This window comes from Bradyrhizobium algeriense (genome assembly GCF_003062295.1).
GTDB classification, from domain to species: Bacteria; Pseudomonadota; Alphaproteobacteria; order Rhizobiales; family Xanthobacteraceae; genus Bradyrhizobium; species Bradyrhizobium algeriense.
In genome coordinates, this window is the sequence record NZ_PYCN01000007.1 from 201481 (window position 1) to 219009 (window position 17529).

A 17529-nucleotide genomic window follows, 5' to 3' on the forward strand; every position below is an offset into this window, starting at 1 on the left:
GATGACGCCATGCGAGAAATCGAAATCCACGACTATGCGCGGCAATTGCTGGAAGCACATGGCGCCAAAGCCATTGCCGAAGCTGCCCAGAACGCCATCGAACTCGAAGCAAAAGGCGAACTCGAACTGGCCAGAACCTGGCGGCATATCGAAGACGCCATGAAGCTCATGCGCGGACCGCACCAGAGCTGAAGCTGCCGGCAACGCAGAACGTGAGCCAGGACCCGTCACAAGCCGCTTCGCTGCGGCTGAATGGCAGCACGACCTCCAAGATGCGGCTCTCCATAACAGGAGTGAAGCCATGTTTCCGAAGTGTGCAACAGCCGAAGATCTCGTGAAGGCGATCAGGGAAGAGGAGGTGCAGATGATCGATCTGCGCTTCACCGACTTGCCTGGGGTGTGGCAGCATTTTTCCGTCCCGCCGGGTGCAGCAAGTATCGATGCTCTCAGCGAAGGCATTGGATTCGACGGCTCATCCATCCGCGGCTTCCAGGAAATTCAGGAAAGCGACATGCTGGTCGTGCCCGACCCGACCACAGCCTTCCTCGACCCGTATTCCCCTGCATCGACCCTGGTCCTGATCTGCAACATCAGGGACCCCGTGACCGGTCAACCCTATAGCCGCGACGCCCGTTACATCGCCCAGAAGGCCGAAACTTACCTGAAGGGCAGCGGCCTCGCCGATACGAGCTACTTCGGCCCTGAGGCGGAGTTCTTCGTGTTCGACGACGTGCGCTACGGGCAGGGCATCAATTTCGCCTTCCACGAAATCGATTCCAGCGAAGGCAGTTGGAATACCGGCAAAGAGGAAGAGCCGAATCTGGGCCACAAGCCGCGCCCGAAGGAGGGATACTTTCCGGTTCCCCCGACCGACAGCATGCAGGCTCTCCGCACCGAAATGGTGCTGACGATGGAACAGCTGGGCATACAGATCGAAGCCCATCACCATGAAGTCGCGACCGGCGGCCAGAACGAGATCGACATGCGCTTCACCACGCTCACCCGTATGGCGGACAATCTGATGATCTACAAATACGTGGTGAAGAACACCGCCCGCGAGCACGGCATGACCGCAACGTTCATGCCGAAGCCGCTGTTCGAGGACAATGCCTCGGGGATGCACGTTCACCAGTCCCTGTGGAAGGGCGAGACCAATCTGTTCTACGACAAGGGCGACTATGCCGAGTTGAGCCAGCTCGGCCGCTACTACATCGGCGGCCTGTTGACCCACGCCTGGGCGTTGTGCGGGCTTTGCGCCCCCACCACGAACTCCTATCGGCGCCTGGTGCCGGGCTATGAGGCTCCAATCAATCTGGTCTATTCCCAGCGCAACCGCTCAGCCTGCTGCCGGATTCCGATGTATTCGCCGAACCCGCGGGCAAAGCGGGTTGAGTTTCGCTCACCGGATCCCTCCTGCAATCCCTATCTGGCCTTTGCCGCGATGCTGATGGCCGGCCTTGACGGCATCAACAGCCGGATCGATCCGGGCAGCCCGATCGACAAGAACCTTTATGACCTGCCGCCCGCCGAGGCGAAGGACGTGAAGTCGACACCGGGATCGCTGGATCAGGCGCTTGACGCGCTCGAGCGCGATCGCGCCTTCCTGCTCCGCGGCGATGTGTTCACCGGCGACGTGATCGAGACCTGGCTCGACTACAAGCGCAAGAAAGAGATCGATCCGATCCGGCTGCGTCCTCATCCTTACGAGTTTCATTTGTATTACGACATCTAGAGCGCGTACTCGGTGCGTTTTGATCGATGCCCGCTCTGCCCCGATAGCGATCAAATCCGCATCGCAGCGAAATGTCGCGATGGGCCAAATCCAGTCATTGTGCTCGCTGCATCAATCTAGCGTATGCGGCGGCTGGAAACGGTGCCCCATACTCCCGCTCAAAGATCGCGTCGCTTACCCTTAATCGCAAGCTCCTGAGAGCCGCGACGAATGGCGACACAATTTCCTGTCGCTTGCTTTCAAACCTGAAGACAGAGCGCTCAGGAGACAACACGCTGCGCTTGTGGTCCGGCCAGAAACTTAGGTTGAGGACGGCCTGCGACGATCCCGCAGCGGCTCGCAGGCATAGATCACACTCCGGAGCGCCGATTAACAGGCGGATTTTTTCATCGATGTAACCGTCGTGCAAAACGCGAACCGCATCACAAAGCTGTTCTAGAAACGGATAAACACTCGTCGTTATGTCCTCCTCGAATTGCTGCGAGCCGGAGGAGAATCGCAGCTTCATCCCCCTACTCTTGGGAGGCGATATCTCGATTTTAAGATCATCTCTCATGGGAAGGCCCTTTGGGACTCGCAACCGGGCCTAAGGCTCAATCACCGGGGTCCTGGAGGAGACGTGATGGCTGACGATTTTCCAGTCGTCATCTTCCCGAACGATGACCCAGCTTATCTTGACCGAGAGCGGCGGTTCGCCCTTGCTCAGGAAGAATGATGCGATGGCGGCCATGTTGATCACATCGGGGCCGACCACCGCGGTCCTTACTTCGGCAAATTGAACGGTCGGCGAGCGCCACCGTGGCAGGCCGTTGAAATAGGCCGCAACCCCTTCCCGGCCGTGATAGAGCGTCGGGTTCGAGCCGAAGAAAAACGCGTTCTTCGAGTAAAGCGATGCAAGCGCCTTCGCATCCAGCTTGCCGAACGCGGCCGCCCATCTTCCCATGATGCCGGAGACAACGTCGTCGGTCGCGCTGCGCTCGGACACCCCCATAGCCTTCACCCCTTCCCGCCGACTTCCTTCGCAAAGGTGTCGCGCAGGCCGATGGTGCGGTTGAACACCGGCTTGCCCGGCGCCGAATCCTTGTCGCGCACGAAATAGCCCTGCCGTTCGAACTGCATCACCTCGCCCGAATTATCAGCGGCCACCGAAGGTTCGATGCGCGCGTCGGGCAATACTTCCAGTGACTCCGGATTGAGGTCAGCGGCGAAATTCGCAGCATTCGGGCTCGGGTTCGCGAACAGCTGATTGTAGACGCGGATTTCAGCCGGCACCGACTGCGCGGCCGACAGCCAGTGCATGGTGGCCTTGACCTTGCGGCCGTCAGGCGCGTTGCCGCCCTTGGTGGCGGGATCGTAGGTGCAGCGGAGTTCGACGACGTCGCCTGCGTCGTTCTTGATGACGCCGGTGCATTTGACGAAATAGGCGTAGCGCAGCCGCACTTCATTTCCCGGCGACAGGCGGAAGAACTTCTTCGGCGGGTTCTCCATAAAATCGTCGCGCTCGATATAGAGCTCGCGGCCGAACGAAATCTTTCGCGTGCCGGCTGCGGGATCGTCGGGATGGTTGACGGCCTCCAGCTCCTCGACCTGGCCTTCCGGATAATTCTCGATCACGACCTTCAAGGGCCGCAGCACCGCCATCCGCCGCTGCGCAGTCTTGTTCAGGTGCTCGCGAATGCAGAATTCCAGCATGCCGACATCGACCACGCTGTTGGCTTTCGCCACCCCGATGCGCTTGACGAATTCGCGCACCGCCGCCGGCGGCACGCCGCGCCGCTTCAACCCGGCAATGGTCGGCATGCGCGGATCGTCCCATCCCAAAACGTGACCGTCCCGCACGAGCTGCGTCAGTACGCGCTTCGACAGCAGCGTATAGGTCAGGCTGAGCCGGGCGAATTCGTACTGCCGCGGTTTTGAGGGCACCGGCAGCTTGTCGAGCAGCCATTCATAGAGCGGCCGGTGGTCCTCGAATTCCAGCGTGCAGATCGAGTGCGTGATGCCTTCAATCGCGTCCGACTGGCCGTGGGCATAGTCGTAGCTCGGATAGATCGACCATTTGGTGCCGGTGCGCGGGTGCTCGGCATGCAGGATGCGATAGAGCACGGGGTCGCGCAGGTTGATGTTGCCGGCGGTCATGTCGATCCTGGCGCGCAGCACGCGAGTGCCGTTCGGGAATTCACCCGCCTTCATGCGCCTGAAGAGGTCGAGGTTTTCTTCCACCGTGCGGTCGCGGAACGGCGAGTTCTTGCCGGGTTCCGTCAGCGTGCCGCGGTTGACGCGGATTTCCTCCTGCGACTGGTCGTCGACATAGGCATGGCCGGCCTTGATCAGGCCTTCCGCCCAGTCGTACAGGCGCTCGAAATAATCGGAGGCGTAATAGAGATCGGTTCCCCAGTCATAGCCGAGCCAGTGCACGTCGGCCTGGATGGAATCGATATATTCCTGCTCTTCCTTGGTCGGGTTGGTGTCGTCGAAGCGCAGATGGCACTTTCCGGCAAACTCCTGCGCGATGCCGAAATTAAGGGCAATCGACTTGGCATGGCCAATGTGCAGGTAGCCGTTCGGCTCCGGCGGGAATCGGGTCACGATCCGGCTATGTTTTTTGGAAGAGAGATCGGCCTGCACGATGTCGCGGATGAAATCGCGCCCCGCCTCTGCCGCTACCGGTTCTGTGGTCATCCTGGGTTCCTGCTAGGGATTGGCGAACCTTCTGCCAAATTCGCCCTTGTGAGCCAAGCCTACTTTGCCAATGGCTAAGGCTTTAGTTATGCACCGTTCCTGATATACACCACCGCCAATTCACCTCAGCCCGCCCGGTAAATGACTGATCCTATCGTCACACGCTTTGCCCCCTCGCCCACCGGCTTCCTCCACATCGGGGGCGCCCGCACCGCGCTGTTCAACTGGCTCTACGCCAAGAAGACCGGCGGCAAGATGCTGCTGCGGATCGAGGATACCGACCGCGAACGATCGACCGAGCCTGCGATTGCAGCCATTCTCGACGGCTTGAAGTGGCTCGAGCTCGATTGGGACGGCGAGGTCATCTACCAGTTCAGCCGCGCCGCCCGCCATCGCGAGGTCGCCGAGCAATTGCTGGCCAGCGGCAAGGCTTACCGCTGCTACGCCACCGCGGAGGAACTGACGGCGATGCGCGAGAAGGCGCGCGCCGAGGGCCGCACCCGTCTCTATGACGGGCTGTGGCGGGACCGCGACCCCTCCGAGGCGCCTGAAGGCATGAAGCCGACCATCCGCCTCAAGGCCCCGCAGACCGGCGAGACCGTGATCGAGGACCAGGTTCAGGGCCGCGTGGTCTGGCAGAATGAGAACCTCGACGATCTCGTGCTGCTGCGTGGCGACGGCAACCCGACCTACATGCTGGCTGTCGTGGTCGACGACCACGACATGGGCGTCACCCATGTCATCCGCGGCGACGACCATCTGATCAACGCCGCGCGGCAGAAGCAGATCTACGACGCGCTCGGCTGGGACATTCCGAACATGTCCCACATCCCGCTGATCCACGGGCCGGACGGCGCGAAGCTGTCGAAACGCCATGGTGCGCTCGGCGTCGAGGCCTACCGCGCCATGGGATATCTACCGGCGGCGCTGCGCAATTACCTGGTGCGGCTCGGCTGGAGCCATGGCGACCAGGAAATCTTCTCGACGCAGGAAATGATCGACGCTTTCGACCTGCCGGCGATCGGGCGCTCCGCGGCGCGGTTCGATTTCGCGAAACTTGAGAACCTCAACGGCCACTACATCCGTCAGGCCGACGACCGCGAACTGGTGTCCCAGTTCGAGAGCGTACTGGATTACGTCCCCGAAGGCGCCGAGCTGAAGGCAAAACTCAACGACACCACCCGCGCGCAATTGTTGCGGGCGATGCCGAGCCTGAAGGAGCGCGCCAAGACGCTGATCGAGCTGATCTCGGGCGCCTACTTCATCTTCGCCGACCGTCCGCTTGAGATCGAGCCGAAGGCCGCCGCCATGCTGACGCCGGAGACCCGCATCCTGATCGGCCAGCTCCGGACCGCGCTCGAGACCGTCACCGACTGGCGCGCGGAGACCACGGAAGCCGCCATGCGGAATTTCGCAGAGCAGAACAACCTCAAGCTCGGTGCCGTCGCTCAGCCACTCCGGGTGGCGTTGACCGGACGCACGACTTCACCGGGAATTTTCGATGTTTTGGCGGTGCTGGGGCGGGAGGAATGCCTCGCCCGCCTCGCCGATCAGGCGGCCAGCTAGAGCCCCGGGCTCTAGCATTATGTTTTGACGCGTTTTCTCTACGCGAACCGGGATCCACTTCGCTCGAAAACGCTATAGAGCCCCTACCATATGGGGGTCCGCGGCCATCTTGCAGTGCACAGGGCAATAAGCTACGCCTTTGGCGCCGCTTCTAGACAATCCGGCTTCCCTTGCTGCTGCCGCGAAATGGCACAAGGGTCGGCGCGGTTTTTCGTAACGATTTCATCGGGGATTCACGATGGACGCAAAATCCAGCAACAAGACTGCAACGCTCACGGTAGGCAACAAGACCTACGATTTCCCGATCCTCAGCGGCACGGTGGGGCCTGATGTCATCGACATCGCCAAGCTCTACGCCCAGGCCGGGATGTTCACCTACGACCCCGGGTTTACCTCCACCGGAAGCTGCCAGTCGAAGATCACCTATATCGACGGCGACGCCGGTATTCTCGAATACCGCGGCTACCCGATCGAGCAGCTCGCCGAGAAGGGCGACTTCCTCGAGACCTGCTACTTGCTGCTTTACGGGGAGCTTCCGACGCCGGCCCAGAAGCAGGATTTCGACAGCCGCGTGATCCATCACACCATGGTTCACGAGCAGATGGCCCGCTTCTTCCAGGGGTTCCGCCGCGACGCCCATCCGATGGCGATCATGGTCGCCGCCGTCGGCGCGCTGGCCGCGTTCTATCACGACTCGACCGACATCAACGATCCGAAGCAGCGCATGATCGCTTCGATGCGGATGATCGCGAAGGTGCCGACGCTGGCCGCGATGGCCTTCAAATACACCATCGGCCAGCCCTTCATGTACCCGAAGAACTCGCTCTCCTTTGCCGAGAACTTCCTGCACATGTGCTTCGCGGTGCCGTGCGAGGAGTACAAGATCAATCCGGTGCTGGCTGACGCGCTCGACAAGATCTTCATTCTGCACGCCGACCACGAGCAGAATGCCTCGACCTCGACGGTGCGTATCGCAGGCTCCTCCGGCGCCAACCCGTTCGCCTGCATCGCCGCCGGCATCGCCTGCCTGTGGGGTCCGGCGCATGGCGGCGCCAATGAAGCCGCGCTCGCGATGCTCGCCGAGATCGGTTCGGTCGACAACATCCCCGAGTTCATCGCCAAGGTGAAGGACAAGAACAGCGAAGTCCGCCTGATGGGCTTCGGCCACCGCGTCTACAAGAACTACGATCCGCGCGCCAAGATCATGCAGAAGATGTGTCACGCCGTGCTGGCCGAGACCGGCCATGGCGACGATCCGATGCTGAAGGTCGCGCTGGAATTGGAAAAGATCGCGCTCTCCGACCAGTACTTCATCGACCGCAAGCTCTATCCGAACGTCGACTTCTATTCGGGCATCACGCTGAAGGCGATGGGCTTCCCGACCTCGATGTTCACCGTGCTGTTCGCGGTCGCCCGCACCGTCGGCTGGATCAGCCAGTGGAGCGAGATGATCGAGGACCCGCAGCAGAAGATCGGCCGTCCGCGCCAGCTCTACACCGGCGTCGCCCGCCGCGATTACGTCGATATGGCGAAGCGGAAGTAAGCGACGTCGTTACAAGACAATTCGGAAAGCCGGATGCGATCGTCGCGTCCGGCTTTTGTTTTGTAGGATGGGTAGAGCGCAGCGAAACCCATCGCCGTCGCAGGGTGGATCGATGGGTTTCGCTTCGCTCTACCCATCCTACGAAACCTACCCCCGCCGCGCCTGCCACATCGTCGCCAGCACGATATCGGCGGCGCGGGTGCTGGGTGGCTGGTTGCCGGTCGACATGATTCCGTCGATCTTGGCGAAGGCCTCGAGTTGCTTTCGTCGTGACTCAGAATCGCTCAACACCTCGCGCAGCGCGGCTGCGAGTTTTTCCGGGGTGCAGTCTTCCTGCAGAAATTCGGGAATGACGTTCTCGCCGATCACGAGATTGGCCAGGATCACCGAGTTCACCTTGATGGCGCGGCGCAGGATCCAGGCCTCCATTGCGCCGGTCCGGTAGGCCGTCACCATCGGCACCCCGGCCAGTGCCAGCTCCAGCGTCACCGTGCCGGATTTGGCCAGCGCCGCATGCGCGATCCGGAACTTGGCCCGCTTCTCCTGCTCCCCGATCACGACCTGGGGCTGCACCGGCCAGCCCTTCACCGCGTCCACGACCGCTTCCTGCAGATGCGGCATGGTCGGCAGCACCAGTTCGAACGTCACGCCCTGCTCCTGCAGCCGGGCGACCGCCTGACCGAACACTGCCATGTGGTGGCGGATTTCGCTGCGCCGGCTTCCCGGCAGCACCAGCAGAACCGGCGGCGATTCCGTCCGCCGCGCGGCTTCATCCACGTTCGGGCGCAGCTGAGTCAGCTGCTCGGTCAGGGGATGGCCGACATAGCTGCAGGGCGGCCCGTGCAGCCTGCGATAGGCCTCGGGTTCGAACGGCAGCAGCGCCAGCACGTGATCGACGTATTTCACCATCGCGCGCGCCCGGCCGGGCCGCCACGCCCAGACCGAGGGCGACACATAATCGACGATCGGAATCCCGGGGTCCTTGGCGCGAACGCGTTTGGCGACGCGATGGGTGAAGTCCGGACTGTCGATGATGACGAGAATATCCGGCGCCGCCTCCGTCACCGCGATGGCCGTTTCCTTGATCAGGCCCAGGATCTTCGGCAGGTCTTTGACGACGGCGGCAAGCCCGATGATCGACAGCTCTTCGATCGGAAACAGCGACTCCAGGCCTTCGCGCGCCATCGCACGGCCGCCGACGCCTTCGAACTGCACCCCGTCGCCAAGGCGCTGGCGCAGCACTTTCATCAAATTGGCGCCGAGGCGATCGCCGGACTCTTCCGTCGCGATCAGAAATATCCTCCGCTCCATCCCGGCGGTGGTGCGAGACGGCGTCACGCTGATAGGCCCTGGATGAACAGGCCGGCGCTGTCTGCGGCTTCGATCATGGCTTGCGAGTCCGCGGCAATCGTATGGCCGGCGATCACGGCGATGCCGGCGAGCCCAGCCTTGGCTGCGCCCTCGATGGTCTTGGCGCCCACGGCCGGTAGGTCGAAGCGCAAATCCTGGCCGCTCTTGGGCGCCTTCACCAGCACGCCGCGGCCGGATTTGGCGCGAATGCGCCCGGCCTCGCGCAGCCGCGCCACGCGCACCAACAGCCCGTCAGTGCCCTCGATGTCCTCGACCGCCACCACATGTCCGTCGATTACGACCACGGCCTGGCCGATGTCGAAGGGCCCGAGCGCGCCGAGCACCTCCCGCCCCTTGGCGATATCAGCGGCGGCAACGGCATCGGGCGCGGCGCGGGCGATGTTTCCCTCCGGCATCAGAATATCGGGGGCGACATCCCGGATGCCGACCATCCGAAAACCGTCCTGTTCGAGGATGCGGCCGATCCCCGACAGCAGATGGTCGTCGCCGCCACGAAACGCCGCCCAGACGCGGCCGAGCACGCGGATCGTTCCCCAGTCCAGCCTGATTTCCGACAGTGCCGGGCGCAACAGCGTGCCGATGAAGATCAGGTCGCGGCAGCCCTCGCTGCGGAACAGTTTTGTGGCGCGGCCGAGTTGCCCGACCGAGATCCAGTGATGGCGGAAGCGCTCGACGCGCGCCGGATCGCAGGCGCCGCGCAGCGCGAACAGCACGGGCGCGATCCCGCGCTGGCTAAGCGAATCAGCCACCGCGAACGGCATGGCGCCACCTCCTGCGATGACGCCGACGGGGGAAGAAATGTCAGAAGCCGCTGAAATCATGGCTGCGGCGATCCCGTCATCAATGCTTGTTGCCGTTATCGGCCGGAAGACAGAGCGCGCGATGCTTGCCTTGCGCGATGAAGGCGAGGATTTCGGCAATCGCCGGATCCTCTGCAGCCAGCGGCTGCACTGAATTCAGCCGCTCGGCAAAGATGCCGGGGCCGTGAAACAGGCTTTGATAGAACGCGCGCACTTTCGCCAGCCGCTCCTTGGTGAACTTGCGGCGCTTCATGCCGATGATGTTCAGCCCTTCGAGAGCAGCATACTGACCGTTGGCGAGACCGAATGGAATGATATCTCCGCGCACGCCGCAGACGCCGCCGACCATCACCTGCGATCCAATCCGGGTGAACTGGTGCACGGCCGACAGCCCGCCAATGAAGACGAAATCGCCGATCTCGCAGTGACCGCCGAGCGTGGCGGAGGTTGCAAAAATCACATCATTGCCGACCTGGCAGTCGTGCCCGACATGGCTGCAATTCATGAAGTAGCCGCGCTCGCCGACCCGCGTCACGCCGCCACCGGCAACCGTGCCGGCGTTCATGGTGACGGATTCGCGGATGGTGCAGCCCGCACCGATCTCGAGCCGGGTCAGTTCGCCCTTGTAGCTCAACGATTGCGGCGGGGTGCCGAGCGAGACGAACGGATAGATCGTGCAGCCGGCTCCGATCGTGGTCTGCGCGGTAACGTGAACATGCGCGATCAGATTGCAGTTGGCGCCGATAACGACGTTGCGACCGATAATGCAATAGGGGCCGATTGTCGTCCCCTCGCCGATCACAGCGCCATCCTCAACCCGCGCGGTTGGATCGATCGTACTCATTAACCTGCCCAGCCCATCGATTGGACGCGAATATCGCGCGTTTTCGGGTGGTTAGCGCGACGTACCAACGCTGTCCAGTGACGTATCGTTACGTCATGTTGCGGCACGCTGGTATCAAGAATGTCATCAGGTCATGCTGCCGGGCAGGAAGCAGCGGATCGAAATCCCGTAGGCTCCCTTGATCGGCCAGACCATGGTCCGGCCGGCGCGGTTTGGCTCGGTGATGACGGCATCGTCGGGGACGTCGATCCATTGGCCCTCGAGCCGCACGCGGTAGTGACCGTCCCTGGATTCCCAATCCACGTCGGCGACGGCAGAGCCATCAGCATCGGAGCAACATGGCCCCTTTCCGCTTCTGAGGCTGTCGAACCAGGACTTGAGCGGGGAGTTGGCATAGCGGCCATCATCACGGGCCGCTGCAACCCCGACGAGAACAGCGGTTGAGGCCATCAGCGCTACAGCAGTTCTGAGAGATTTCATGCGGCCCGTCTCGGCAACCACAATTACCCACCGACATACAAACCTGTCGGAAGGGCTGAAGTTCCCTCGCGTTCAGCAGATATTATGTGCATCGATCGGAGATCACACGGCCGCCTCCCGCGCAGGCACCTGTGCAGGCGAGACCGAAATCTAGCTACCGGCCTGCGCAATCCATTCGCCAGGCTGCACCCGCGTAACCAGGACAGCCGGCCCCGAGTTGCTGATCTTGTAGACGAGCGCCTCGCCTTCACGGATATCGGCAAATTCCTTGCCGAAGGCGTCGGCGACGTTGGTCTTGTGTGTCACCGCCAGATTATTGGCGCCGGCTTTCGGAGGCGCGTTGACGAGATCGCGCACGGCGCGTCCAGCCTTGGCGTTCTTGCCGTCGGGATTGGCCATCCCAGACGCGCTGCCGGCGCTGCTGTCCGTCAATGCTTCCACCGGAGAGACGTCCTTGCCGCCGAGCAGCTTGCCGGTTTCGACGGCTCGATTGAGCTGGCTTGTGTAGACTTCGCCGATCGGCACACCCAATTTCTTCAGCGCTGCCCCAAGCTCGCGCGCCAGCTCGCGGCCCTTTTCGCTCAGTTGCCGCTGCGCGGTCATGTCGTCGAATTTGAAGGGGTAGATGTCCTTCTGGCTATCGTCGGTGGCGCCGTGTCGAAACACGATGACGTAGCCACCACCCTTGAGGGACGATACGAGACCGCCCAGATCTGCCGCGTAACTTTGCGGCGACATCAGCAGAAAAATGACCAAACACGAAATAATAGACGCAAGCTTGCTCAAAGACGCCTCCGTTAAAAAAGAAGCGTGGGCCCAAACCAGAATTATTCGGAAAATTTCGTCAAACGACCTCGGCGGGGGTCCCACTACCAACGATTGAATAAAGATAGCAGCAAGACGTCGGTTGTGTGGCGGATGAATTCAATCCGTCAGCATTGCGCCGACGTCGGCCTCCGCGACCACGCTGCCATTGACCTTGGCGTCGCCGTGAAACCACCACATCGCCTTGCGGCGGCCGATCGAGCGCATGTGGTATTCGATGGTGTCGCCGGGCATCACCGGTTTGCGGAATTTGCATTTGTCGATGGTGAGGAAATAAACCGCGCGCGGCTTCTCGGTGCCCTCGACCGACTTGATGCCGATGACGCCGGCGGTCTGCGCCATGGCCTCGATCATCATCACGCCGGGATAGACCGGACGATCGGGAAAATGGCCGAGAAACGGTGGCTCGTTAAAGGTGACGTTCTTGATGCCGATGCCGCTGTAATCGGTCCGGATCTTGATCACCCGGTCGATCAGCAGCATCGGATAACGATGCGGAAGCGTCTTGAGGATCTCGTTGATATCCACGAGTTCAAACCTGACCGGTGCCTCCTCCATCACTCCCGTCCCTCGCCCTTCGGAGCGGCCCTGCCACCCTGCGCCAGTCGCTCCACTGCAACGATCTCCTTGAACCACTGCTTGGTCGGCTTGGCAAAGAAACCGCCCCAGCGGCCGTTGGGCGGGATGTCGTCCTTGACCCCGCTCATCGCCGTAACCTGGGCACCGTCGCCGATCTTGAGGTGATTGTTGATGCCCACCTTGGCCCCGAGCGCGACGTTGTCACCGATCGTCAGACTGCCCGCGAGCCCGATCTGGGCCGCGAGCAGGCAGTGCCTGCCGATGGTTACATTGTGGCCGATCTGGACCTGATTGTCGATTTTGGTGCCCTCGCCGATCACGGTATCCCGCAGGCTGCCGCGGTCGATGGTGGTGCCGGCGCCGACCTCGACATCGTTCTGGATCAGGACCCGGCCGGTCTGCGGCACCTTGAGGTGACCCTCGGGGCCGAAGAAGATGAAGCCATAGCCGTCCTGACCGATGCTGCAGGCGGGATGGATCAGCACGTTGTTGCCGATCAGGGCGAACTGGATCGCGGTGCGAGCGCCGACATTGCAGTCGCGGCCGATCTTGACGTCGGCGCCGATCACCGCGCCCGCGCCGATCACGGTGCCGGCGCCGATCTCTACCCTGGGGCCGATCACCGCGAGCGGATCGACGATGACGCCATCCTCCAGATGGGCGGACGGATCGATAATAGCCGATGGCGCGATGCCGTCATTGTCGAACCAGGATTGCGGGCGAAGGGCGTCCGCGTGCCATTCGCGCGCCAGCTTCACGAAGGCGCGGAACGGCTGGCCGGCCCGCAGCACCGCCACATGGGCGGGCACCTGGGCCTCGAAACGTGGGCTGACCAGGCAGGCGCCGGCCTTGGTCGCCTTGAGCTGATCGGCGTATCTGAGGTTGTCAAAGAATGCCAAGTGCATGGGGCCGGCTTCGTCGAGCGAAGCGAGGCCCCTGATCACATGACCGCCCCGTGTGGGGTCGACCAATACCGCTCCCGTCAACGCGGCCAACTCGGTCAGCGTCGAGGAAGGGGGTTGCTTGAAAAATATCGGCTGCGCCATTCCACCCGTCGCAGTCCGGCCGGCCTTCACACCAGAGTGCCGGCTCCAAAGAAACGGAGCCGGACCCTGCTCTTGTTCCCTGGCGTTCTCGTCACGCGGACTGACGTCCGTCCGTTTCAAGACACCTTAGAACGATGTGCCGCCGCCAAACTTGAATTCTTGCACGCGGTCGAACTGACCCTTGGTAAGCGGAACCGCATAGTCGAAGCGCAGCGGACCGAACGGCGAGGCCCAGATCAAGCCGACACCGACCGAGGTGCGGACCACATTGCCGTTGTCGTACTGCAATCCCAAACACGTTCCGGGATTGGCATTGGTCGTCGCCGTCGCCTGCGTCGGCGGCACGCAACCAGGCACATTGACTTCGCCCGTCGCCGCCCACGATGTCGGGCCCTTGTAGTCGAACAGGCCGCCGGCGTCGGCATAGACCGAGCCCTTGAGCCCGACTTCCTTCGGCAGGAACCAGAACGGCATCTGCAGTTCGAACGAAGCGCCCCAGTATTTGGTTCCGCCGAGCGCGTCACGCGTGCCGTAGGGGTTCAGATCGCGCGGGCCGATGCCGTTCGGCGCAAAACCGCGAACGAGGTTCGGCCCCATCTGGAAATGATCAAGCATGCGCAGCTCGCTGCCGCCAAACTGGTTCAGCATGCCACCCTGGAGATGGATCAGGCCGACGATATCAGCAACCAGCGGGGTGTAGTACTTCGCGTCGACCGCCGACTTGATGTACTTCACGTCGCCGCCGACACCGGCGAAGTCCTGCTTCCAGTCGATCAGCAAGCCGTCGGTCGGGTTCTTGTTATTGTCCAACGTGTTGTAGTTCAGCGAATAGCCGACCGACGAGGTCAGCGCCTTGCCGCTCTGCAGTTCCCTGCGAACCGGCAGCGAGGCTTCGCCGTCGCTGAAGCACCACAGGCCGATACCGGAGGTGTCAGTAGCGGACTGGCCTCCTGACGTTGCTGTGCCTCCTGCAGGAATTCCGTTCAGCTGCGCGAATGCCGGCGTCGGATTGAACGCGAGCAATCCGTTGTTCGAATTGTTGTTACAGTTCGCGAGCGCGTTCGGCAGCGAGATTTCCTGCTGATAGATCGAGTAACGCAACTGCAGCGCAAGATCTTCCCGCAGGGTGAAGCCGAGCCGAGGGCTGAAGCCCGCCGTCTTGGTGCCGTAGGAGATGTAGCTGTTGGCCAATTGCTCGCGATAAAACAAATCGAGGCCGAGGGCGACGCGGTAGTCCAGCAGGTAGGGTTCGACGAACGACAGCGAACCGCCGCGCGCATACTGACCGTAGGTCACGGCCGCCTTCGCATACAGGCCACGGCCGAGGAAGTTGCGCTCGGAGATGCTGACTTCGGCCAATGCACCGTCGGTGGTCGAATAGCCGCCCGACACCGAGAAGTCGCCGGTCGACTTCTCTTCGAGATCGACGATCAGGATCACGCGATCGGTCGAGGAGCCCGGCTCGGTCAGGATCTTCACGCTCTTGAAGAAGTCGAGGTTTTTCAGCCGGCGCTCGGCACGATCGACCAGCGCGCGGTTGTAGGCATCGCCTTCGGACAGGTCGAACTCGCGGCGAATCACGTAGTCGCGGGTGCGGGTGTTGCCGCGGACGTTGATGCGCTCGATATAGGTTCGCGGGCCCTCATCGACAGCAAACACGATCGAAACGGTGTGCGCTTCGAAATTGCGATCGCCGCGCGGGCGCACCACAGCGAAGGCATAACCGCGCCGCGAGGCCTCGATCTGCATTTCCTCGACGGATTTCTCAAGCGCCTCGGCATTGTAGACCGAGCCGACGCTGACGCGCGAGAAGCTGCGCATCGAGGCGGCATCGAGGGTCGCGATGGAGGTCTGGAAGTCGACGGAAGCAACCCGATATTGCTGCCCCTCATCGATCTTGAAGGTAACGAGGAAGCCCTTCTTGTCGGGGTCATATTCAGTCAGCGCGGCGACCACCTGGACGTCGGCGTAACCGTTCTTGAGATAGAAGCGGCGAATCAGATCGCGGTCGGCCTCGACCCGGTCGGGATCGTAGACGTCGGCGCCGCCGAGGAAGCTCAAGAGGTTGGATTCGCGCGTCTTGATGACGTCCTTCAGGCGATAGGCCGAATAGGCGACGTTGCCGACGAACTCGATCGACTTGACGCCTGTCTTGGTGCCTTCGGTGACCGTGAAGATCAGATCGACGCGGTTGTTCGGCTGCTCGATGATTTCAGGAGTGACGCGCACGTCATAGCGGCCGGAGCGCCGGTAGATTTCGGTGATGCGCTGGGCGTCCGACTGGACCATCGGGCGCGAGAACGTGCCACGCGGCTTGGACTGGATTTCAGCCGAAAGCTGCTCGTCCTTGACCTTCTTGTTCCCTTCGAAGGCGATGCGCCCGATCACGGCGTTTTCGACCACGGTCACGACCAGCCGGCCGCCCACCTGGTTGATTCGCACATCCTGGAACAGGCCGGTCTCGATCAGGGCCTTGAGGCCGTCGTCGATCTGGGCCTGCCCGAGCCGGCCGCCGGGGCCTGGCTTGAAATAGGAACGGATGGTCTCGACCTCGACACGCCGGTTCCCCTCAACGGAGATCGACGCCACCGTCTGCGCCGCAGCCGGCATAGACACCAGCGCGCCCCCCATCGGCACGGCAACCATGATCAGAGCGCCCAGCAGAGCCCCCCGCACTCGCATTCCCAACATCATGCGCAACGCGCCCTCGTCATTCATATGCCGGCCCGTACCCCTACGAACCGGCAGATTCCCTAAGTTGCATTGCTTGTAGCCAATTTCGACAGGGCGGCAAACCAGACATCGCGATGCGATTCCATTTTCATTCCAAGACGTTGCCAATGGGCAACGTCACAAAAAAGCCGCTTCTACGATCTCCCGAACAGCCCCTTCAGCCACGGCACCTGATGGAAGTCGTTATAGAAGGCAAACACCATCAACATCAGCACTAAAACCAGCCCGACTCGGAACCCGTATTCCTGGGATTTTTCCGACAAGGGCCGCCCCCGCAGCACCTCGGCCGTATAGAACATAAGGTGACCGCCATCGAGCAGGGGCACCGGGAACAGATTCAGCAGTCCGATCGAAATGGACAGCACCGCTGCCAGATGAAGCAAGGGAATCAGTCCCAGCGTGGCCACCTGACCCGAAATCTGCGCGATCCGAATCGGCCCGCCGATCTGGTCCGCGCTCGCCCGCCCGGTGAAGATGTTCCCGATATAGGAGAGCGTCTGGTCGATGACGAACCAGGTTTCCTTGATTCCCAGCCAAAGCGCGCTGGCCGGATCGACCTTCTCGGTGGTCACTTCTCCCGGCGACGTTGCGCGGGTGATGCCGAGAATCCCGAGGCGCTGCGTGTTCCCGAAGGGATCCTTCACTTCGCGCAGTTCCGGCGTGCCCTTTAATTGCAGCGTGGAATCACCGCGCTTGACGGTGAAGGTCAGGGTGTCGCCGGCGCGAACGCTGACGGAGCGCTGCATGTCGGAGAAGCTGCCGATCTTCTTGCCGTCGATCGCGGTGACGACGTCGCCGACCTGAAAGCCCGCCCGCTCGGCGGCGCTGCTGGCTTCGATCTTGTCGACGCGCGCCGTCGTGCTCGGCTTGCCGAAGAAAGTGAAGAGACAGGTGAAGATGACGATCGCCAGAATGAAATTCGCAATCGGACCGGCGGCAACGATGGCCGCGCGCGCGCCGACTTTCTTGTGATGGAAACTGCCCGCCCGCTCCTCCTCGGTCATGCCGGCGAGCGATTCGGCCGAGGCCGGCGTCGAAGCTTCCGATTCGTCGCCGAAGAACTTCACATAGCCGCCGAGCGGGATCGCGGAGATCTTCCAGCGCGTGCCATGGCGATCGTTGAAGCCGACGAGTTCCGGCCCGAAGCCGAGCGAGAACGTCAGCACCTTCACGCCCGCCCATCGGGCGACCAGGAAGTGGCCGAGTTCATGGAAGAACACGACGATGGTCAGGACGAACAGGAAGGGAATAATGTAGCCGACGAGACCATGGCCCAACGTATTGAAACTACTTAGAAAAAACTCTGACATCAGGTTCCCCTCGACAAGAGC

The 17529-nt window shown here is 62.1% G+C and carries 16 protein-coding genes; 4 read left to right on the forward strand and 12 right to left on the reverse strand.

Annotated features, from left to right (window positions below):
• The first annotated feature begins 9 nt into the window (after positions 1-9).
• Positions 10-192: a hypothetical protein gene (locus C7G61_RS16840; RefSeq protein WP_190241850.1), complete on the forward strand. Its 183-nt coding sequence runs from the start codon at positions 10-12 to the stop codon at positions 190-192.
• A 109-nt stretch (positions 193-301) separates the two neighbouring features.
• Positions 302-1732, forward strand: coding sequence for a type I glutamate--ammonia ligase (glnA, locus tag C7G61_RS16845; protein ID WP_108516123.1), 1431 nt, complete (start codon positions 302-304; stop codon positions 1730-1732).
• Positions 1733-1826: 94 nt separating this feature from the next.
• On the opposite strand, the gene C7G61_RS16850 is transcribed toward glnA, so the two are convergent.
• The 3 genes from C7G61_RS16850 to C7G61_RS16860 form a co-directional block, all read right to left on the reverse strand.
• A complete protein-coding gene (locus C7G61_RS16850) occupies positions 1827-2240 on the reverse strand; it encodes a hypothetical protein (protein ID WP_145963635.1) in 414 nt (137 codons plus the stop codon).
• A gap of 78 nt (positions 2241-2318) precedes the next feature.
• A complete protein-coding gene (locus tag C7G61_RS16855; protein WP_244608329.1) occupies positions 2319-2675 on the reverse strand; it encodes a YybH family protein in 357 nt (118 codons plus the stop codon).
• A 53-nt stretch (positions 2676-2728) separates the two neighbouring features.
• Positions 2729-4411, reverse strand: coding sequence for a glutamine--tRNA ligase/YqeY domain fusion protein (locus C7G61_RS16860; RefSeq protein WP_108516132.1), 1683 nt, complete (start codon positions 4409-4411; stop codon positions 2729-2731).
• A gap of 141 nt (positions 4412-4552) precedes the next feature.
• Here C7G61_RS16860 and gltX point away from each other — a divergent pair, with 141 nt between their 5' ends.
• On the forward strand, positions 4553-5977 hold the full coding sequence (gltX, locus tag C7G61_RS16865; protein ID WP_108516134.1) for a glutamate--tRNA ligase: 1425 nt from the start codon (positions 4553-4555) through the stop codon (positions 5975-5977).
• A gap of 238 nt (positions 5978-6215) precedes the next feature.
• Positions 6216-7520, forward strand: a complete 1305-nt coding sequence (gene gltA, locus C7G61_RS16870; RefSeq protein ID WP_108516137.1) for a citrate synthase — start codon at positions 6216-6218, stop codon at positions 7518-7520.
• A 147-nt stretch (positions 7521-7667) separates the two neighbouring features.
• On the opposite strand, the gene lpxB is transcribed toward gltA, so the two are convergent.
• The 9 genes from lpxB to rseP form a co-directional block, all read right to left on the reverse strand.
• Complete coding sequence (gene lpxB / locus C7G61_RS16875) at positions 7668-8831, reverse strand: lipid-A-disaccharide synthase (RefSeq protein WP_108516139.1); 1164 nt, start codon at positions 8829-8831, stop codon at positions 7668-7670.
• A 23-nt stretch (positions 8832-8854) separates the two neighbouring features.
• The gene (locus tag C7G61_RS16880; RefSeq protein WP_190241851.1) at positions 8855-9712 is read right to left on the reverse strand and encodes an LpxI family protein; all 858 of its coding nucleotides are present in this window, start codon (positions 9710-9712) and stop codon (positions 8855-8857) included.
• A gap of 19 nt (positions 9713-9731) precedes the next feature.
• Positions 9732-10535: an acyl-ACP--UDP-N-acetylglucosamine O-acyltransferase gene (gene lpxA / locus C7G61_RS16885; protein ID WP_108516142.1), complete on the reverse strand. Its 804-nt coding sequence runs from the start codon at positions 10533-10535 to the stop codon at positions 9732-9734.
• Positions 10536-10661: 126 nt separating this feature from the next.
• Positions 10662-10985, reverse strand: a complete 324-nt coding sequence (locus tag C7G61_RS16890) for a hypothetical protein (protein ID WP_244608330.1) — start codon at positions 10983-10985, stop codon at positions 10662-10664.
• Positions 10986-11165: 180 nt separating this feature from the next.
• Positions 11166-11801, reverse strand: coding sequence for a histidine phosphatase family protein (locus tag C7G61_RS16895; RefSeq protein ID WP_338026087.1), 636 nt, complete (start codon positions 11799-11801; stop codon positions 11166-11168).
• A 138-nt stretch (positions 11802-11939) separates the two neighbouring features.
• The gene (gene fabZ / locus C7G61_RS16900; protein WP_190241852.1) at positions 11940-12398 is read right to left on the reverse strand and encodes a 3-hydroxyacyl-ACP dehydratase FabZ; all 459 of its coding nucleotides are present in this window, start codon (positions 12396-12398) and stop codon (positions 11940-11942) included.
• Positions 12398-13465 (reverse strand): UDP-3-O-(3-hydroxymyristoyl)glucosamine N-acyltransferase, encoded by a 1068-nt coding sequence (lpxD, locus tag C7G61_RS16905; RefSeq protein ID WP_108516150.1) that lies wholly within the window; start codon positions 13463-13465, stop codon positions 12398-12400. Before lpxD ends, fabZ begins: the two co-directional genes overlap by 1 nt.
• 126 nt (positions 13466-13591) lie before the next feature.
• Positions 13592-16159, reverse strand: coding sequence for an outer membrane protein assembly factor BamA (gene bamA / locus C7G61_RS16910; protein WP_108516349.1), 2568 nt, complete (start codon positions 16157-16159; stop codon positions 13592-13594).
• Between the two features lie 173 nt (positions 16160-16332).
• The gene (rseP, locus tag C7G61_RS16915; protein WP_108516153.1) at positions 16333-17508 is read right to left on the reverse strand and encodes an RIP metalloprotease RseP; all 1176 of its coding nucleotides are present in this window, start codon (positions 17506-17508) and stop codon (positions 16333-16335) included.
• Between the last annotated feature and the right edge of the window lie 21 nt (positions 17509-17529).

Excerpts from the sequence above, each read along its gene's own strand:
- lpxB (WP_108516139.1), bottom strand. The coding sequence starts at position 8,831 with ATGGAGCGGAGGATATTTCTGATCGCGACGGAAGAGTCCGGCGATCGC.
- C7G61_RS16880 (WP_190241851.1), bottom strand. The coding sequence starts at position 9,712 with ATGATTTCAGCGGCTTCTGACATTTCTTCCCCCGTCGGCGTCATCGCA.
- rseP (WP_108516153.1), bottom strand. The coding sequence starts at position 17,508 with ATGTCAGAGTTTTTTCTAAGTAGTTTCAATACGTTGGGCCATGGTCTC.
- gltA (WP_108516137.1), top strand. The coding sequence starts at position 6,216 with ATGGACGCAAAATCCAGCAACAAGACTGCAACGCTCACGGTAGGCAAC.
- C7G61_RS16850 (WP_145963635.1), bottom strand. The coding sequence starts at position 2,240 with ATGAAGCTGCGATTCTCCTCCGGCTCGCAGCAATTCGAGGAGGACATA.
- fabZ (WP_190241852.1), bottom strand. The coding sequence starts at position 12,398 with ATGGAGGAGGCACCGGTCAGGTTTGAACTCGTGGATATCAACGAGATC.
- glnA (WP_108516123.1), top strand. The coding sequence starts at position 302 with ATGTTTCCGAAGTGTGCAACAGCCGAAGATCTCGTGAAGGCGATCAGG.
- bamA (WP_108516349.1), bottom strand. The coding sequence starts at position 16,159 with ATGATGTTGGGAATGCGAGTGCGGGGGGCTCTGCTGGGCGCTCTGATC.
- C7G61_RS16860 (WP_108516132.1), bottom strand. The coding sequence starts at position 4,411 with ATGACCACAGAACCGGTAGCGGCAGAGGCGGGGCGCGATTTCATCCGC.
- gltX (WP_108516134.1), top strand. The coding sequence starts at position 4,553 with ATGACTGATCCTATCGTCACACGCTTTGCCCCCTCGCCCACCGGCTTC.
- C7G61_RS16855 (WP_244608329.1), bottom strand. The coding sequence starts at position 2,675 with ATGGGAAGATGGGCGGCCGCGTTCGGCAAGCTGGATGCGAAGGCGCTT.
- lpxA (WP_108516142.1), bottom strand. The coding sequence starts at position 10,535 with ATGAGTACGATCGATCCAACCGCGCGGGTTGAGGATGGCGCTGTGATC.
- C7G61_RS16840 (WP_190241850.1), top strand. The coding sequence starts at position 10 with ATGCGAGAAATCGAAATCCACGACTATGCGCGGCAATTGCTGGAAGCA.
- lpxD (WP_108516150.1), bottom strand. The coding sequence starts at position 13,465 with ATGGCGCAGCCGATATTTTTCAAGCAACCCCCTTCCTCGACGCTGACC.
- C7G61_RS16890 (WP_244608330.1), bottom strand. The coding sequence starts at position 10,985 with ATGGCCTCAACCGCTGTTCTCGTCGGGGTTGCAGCGGCCCGTGATGAT.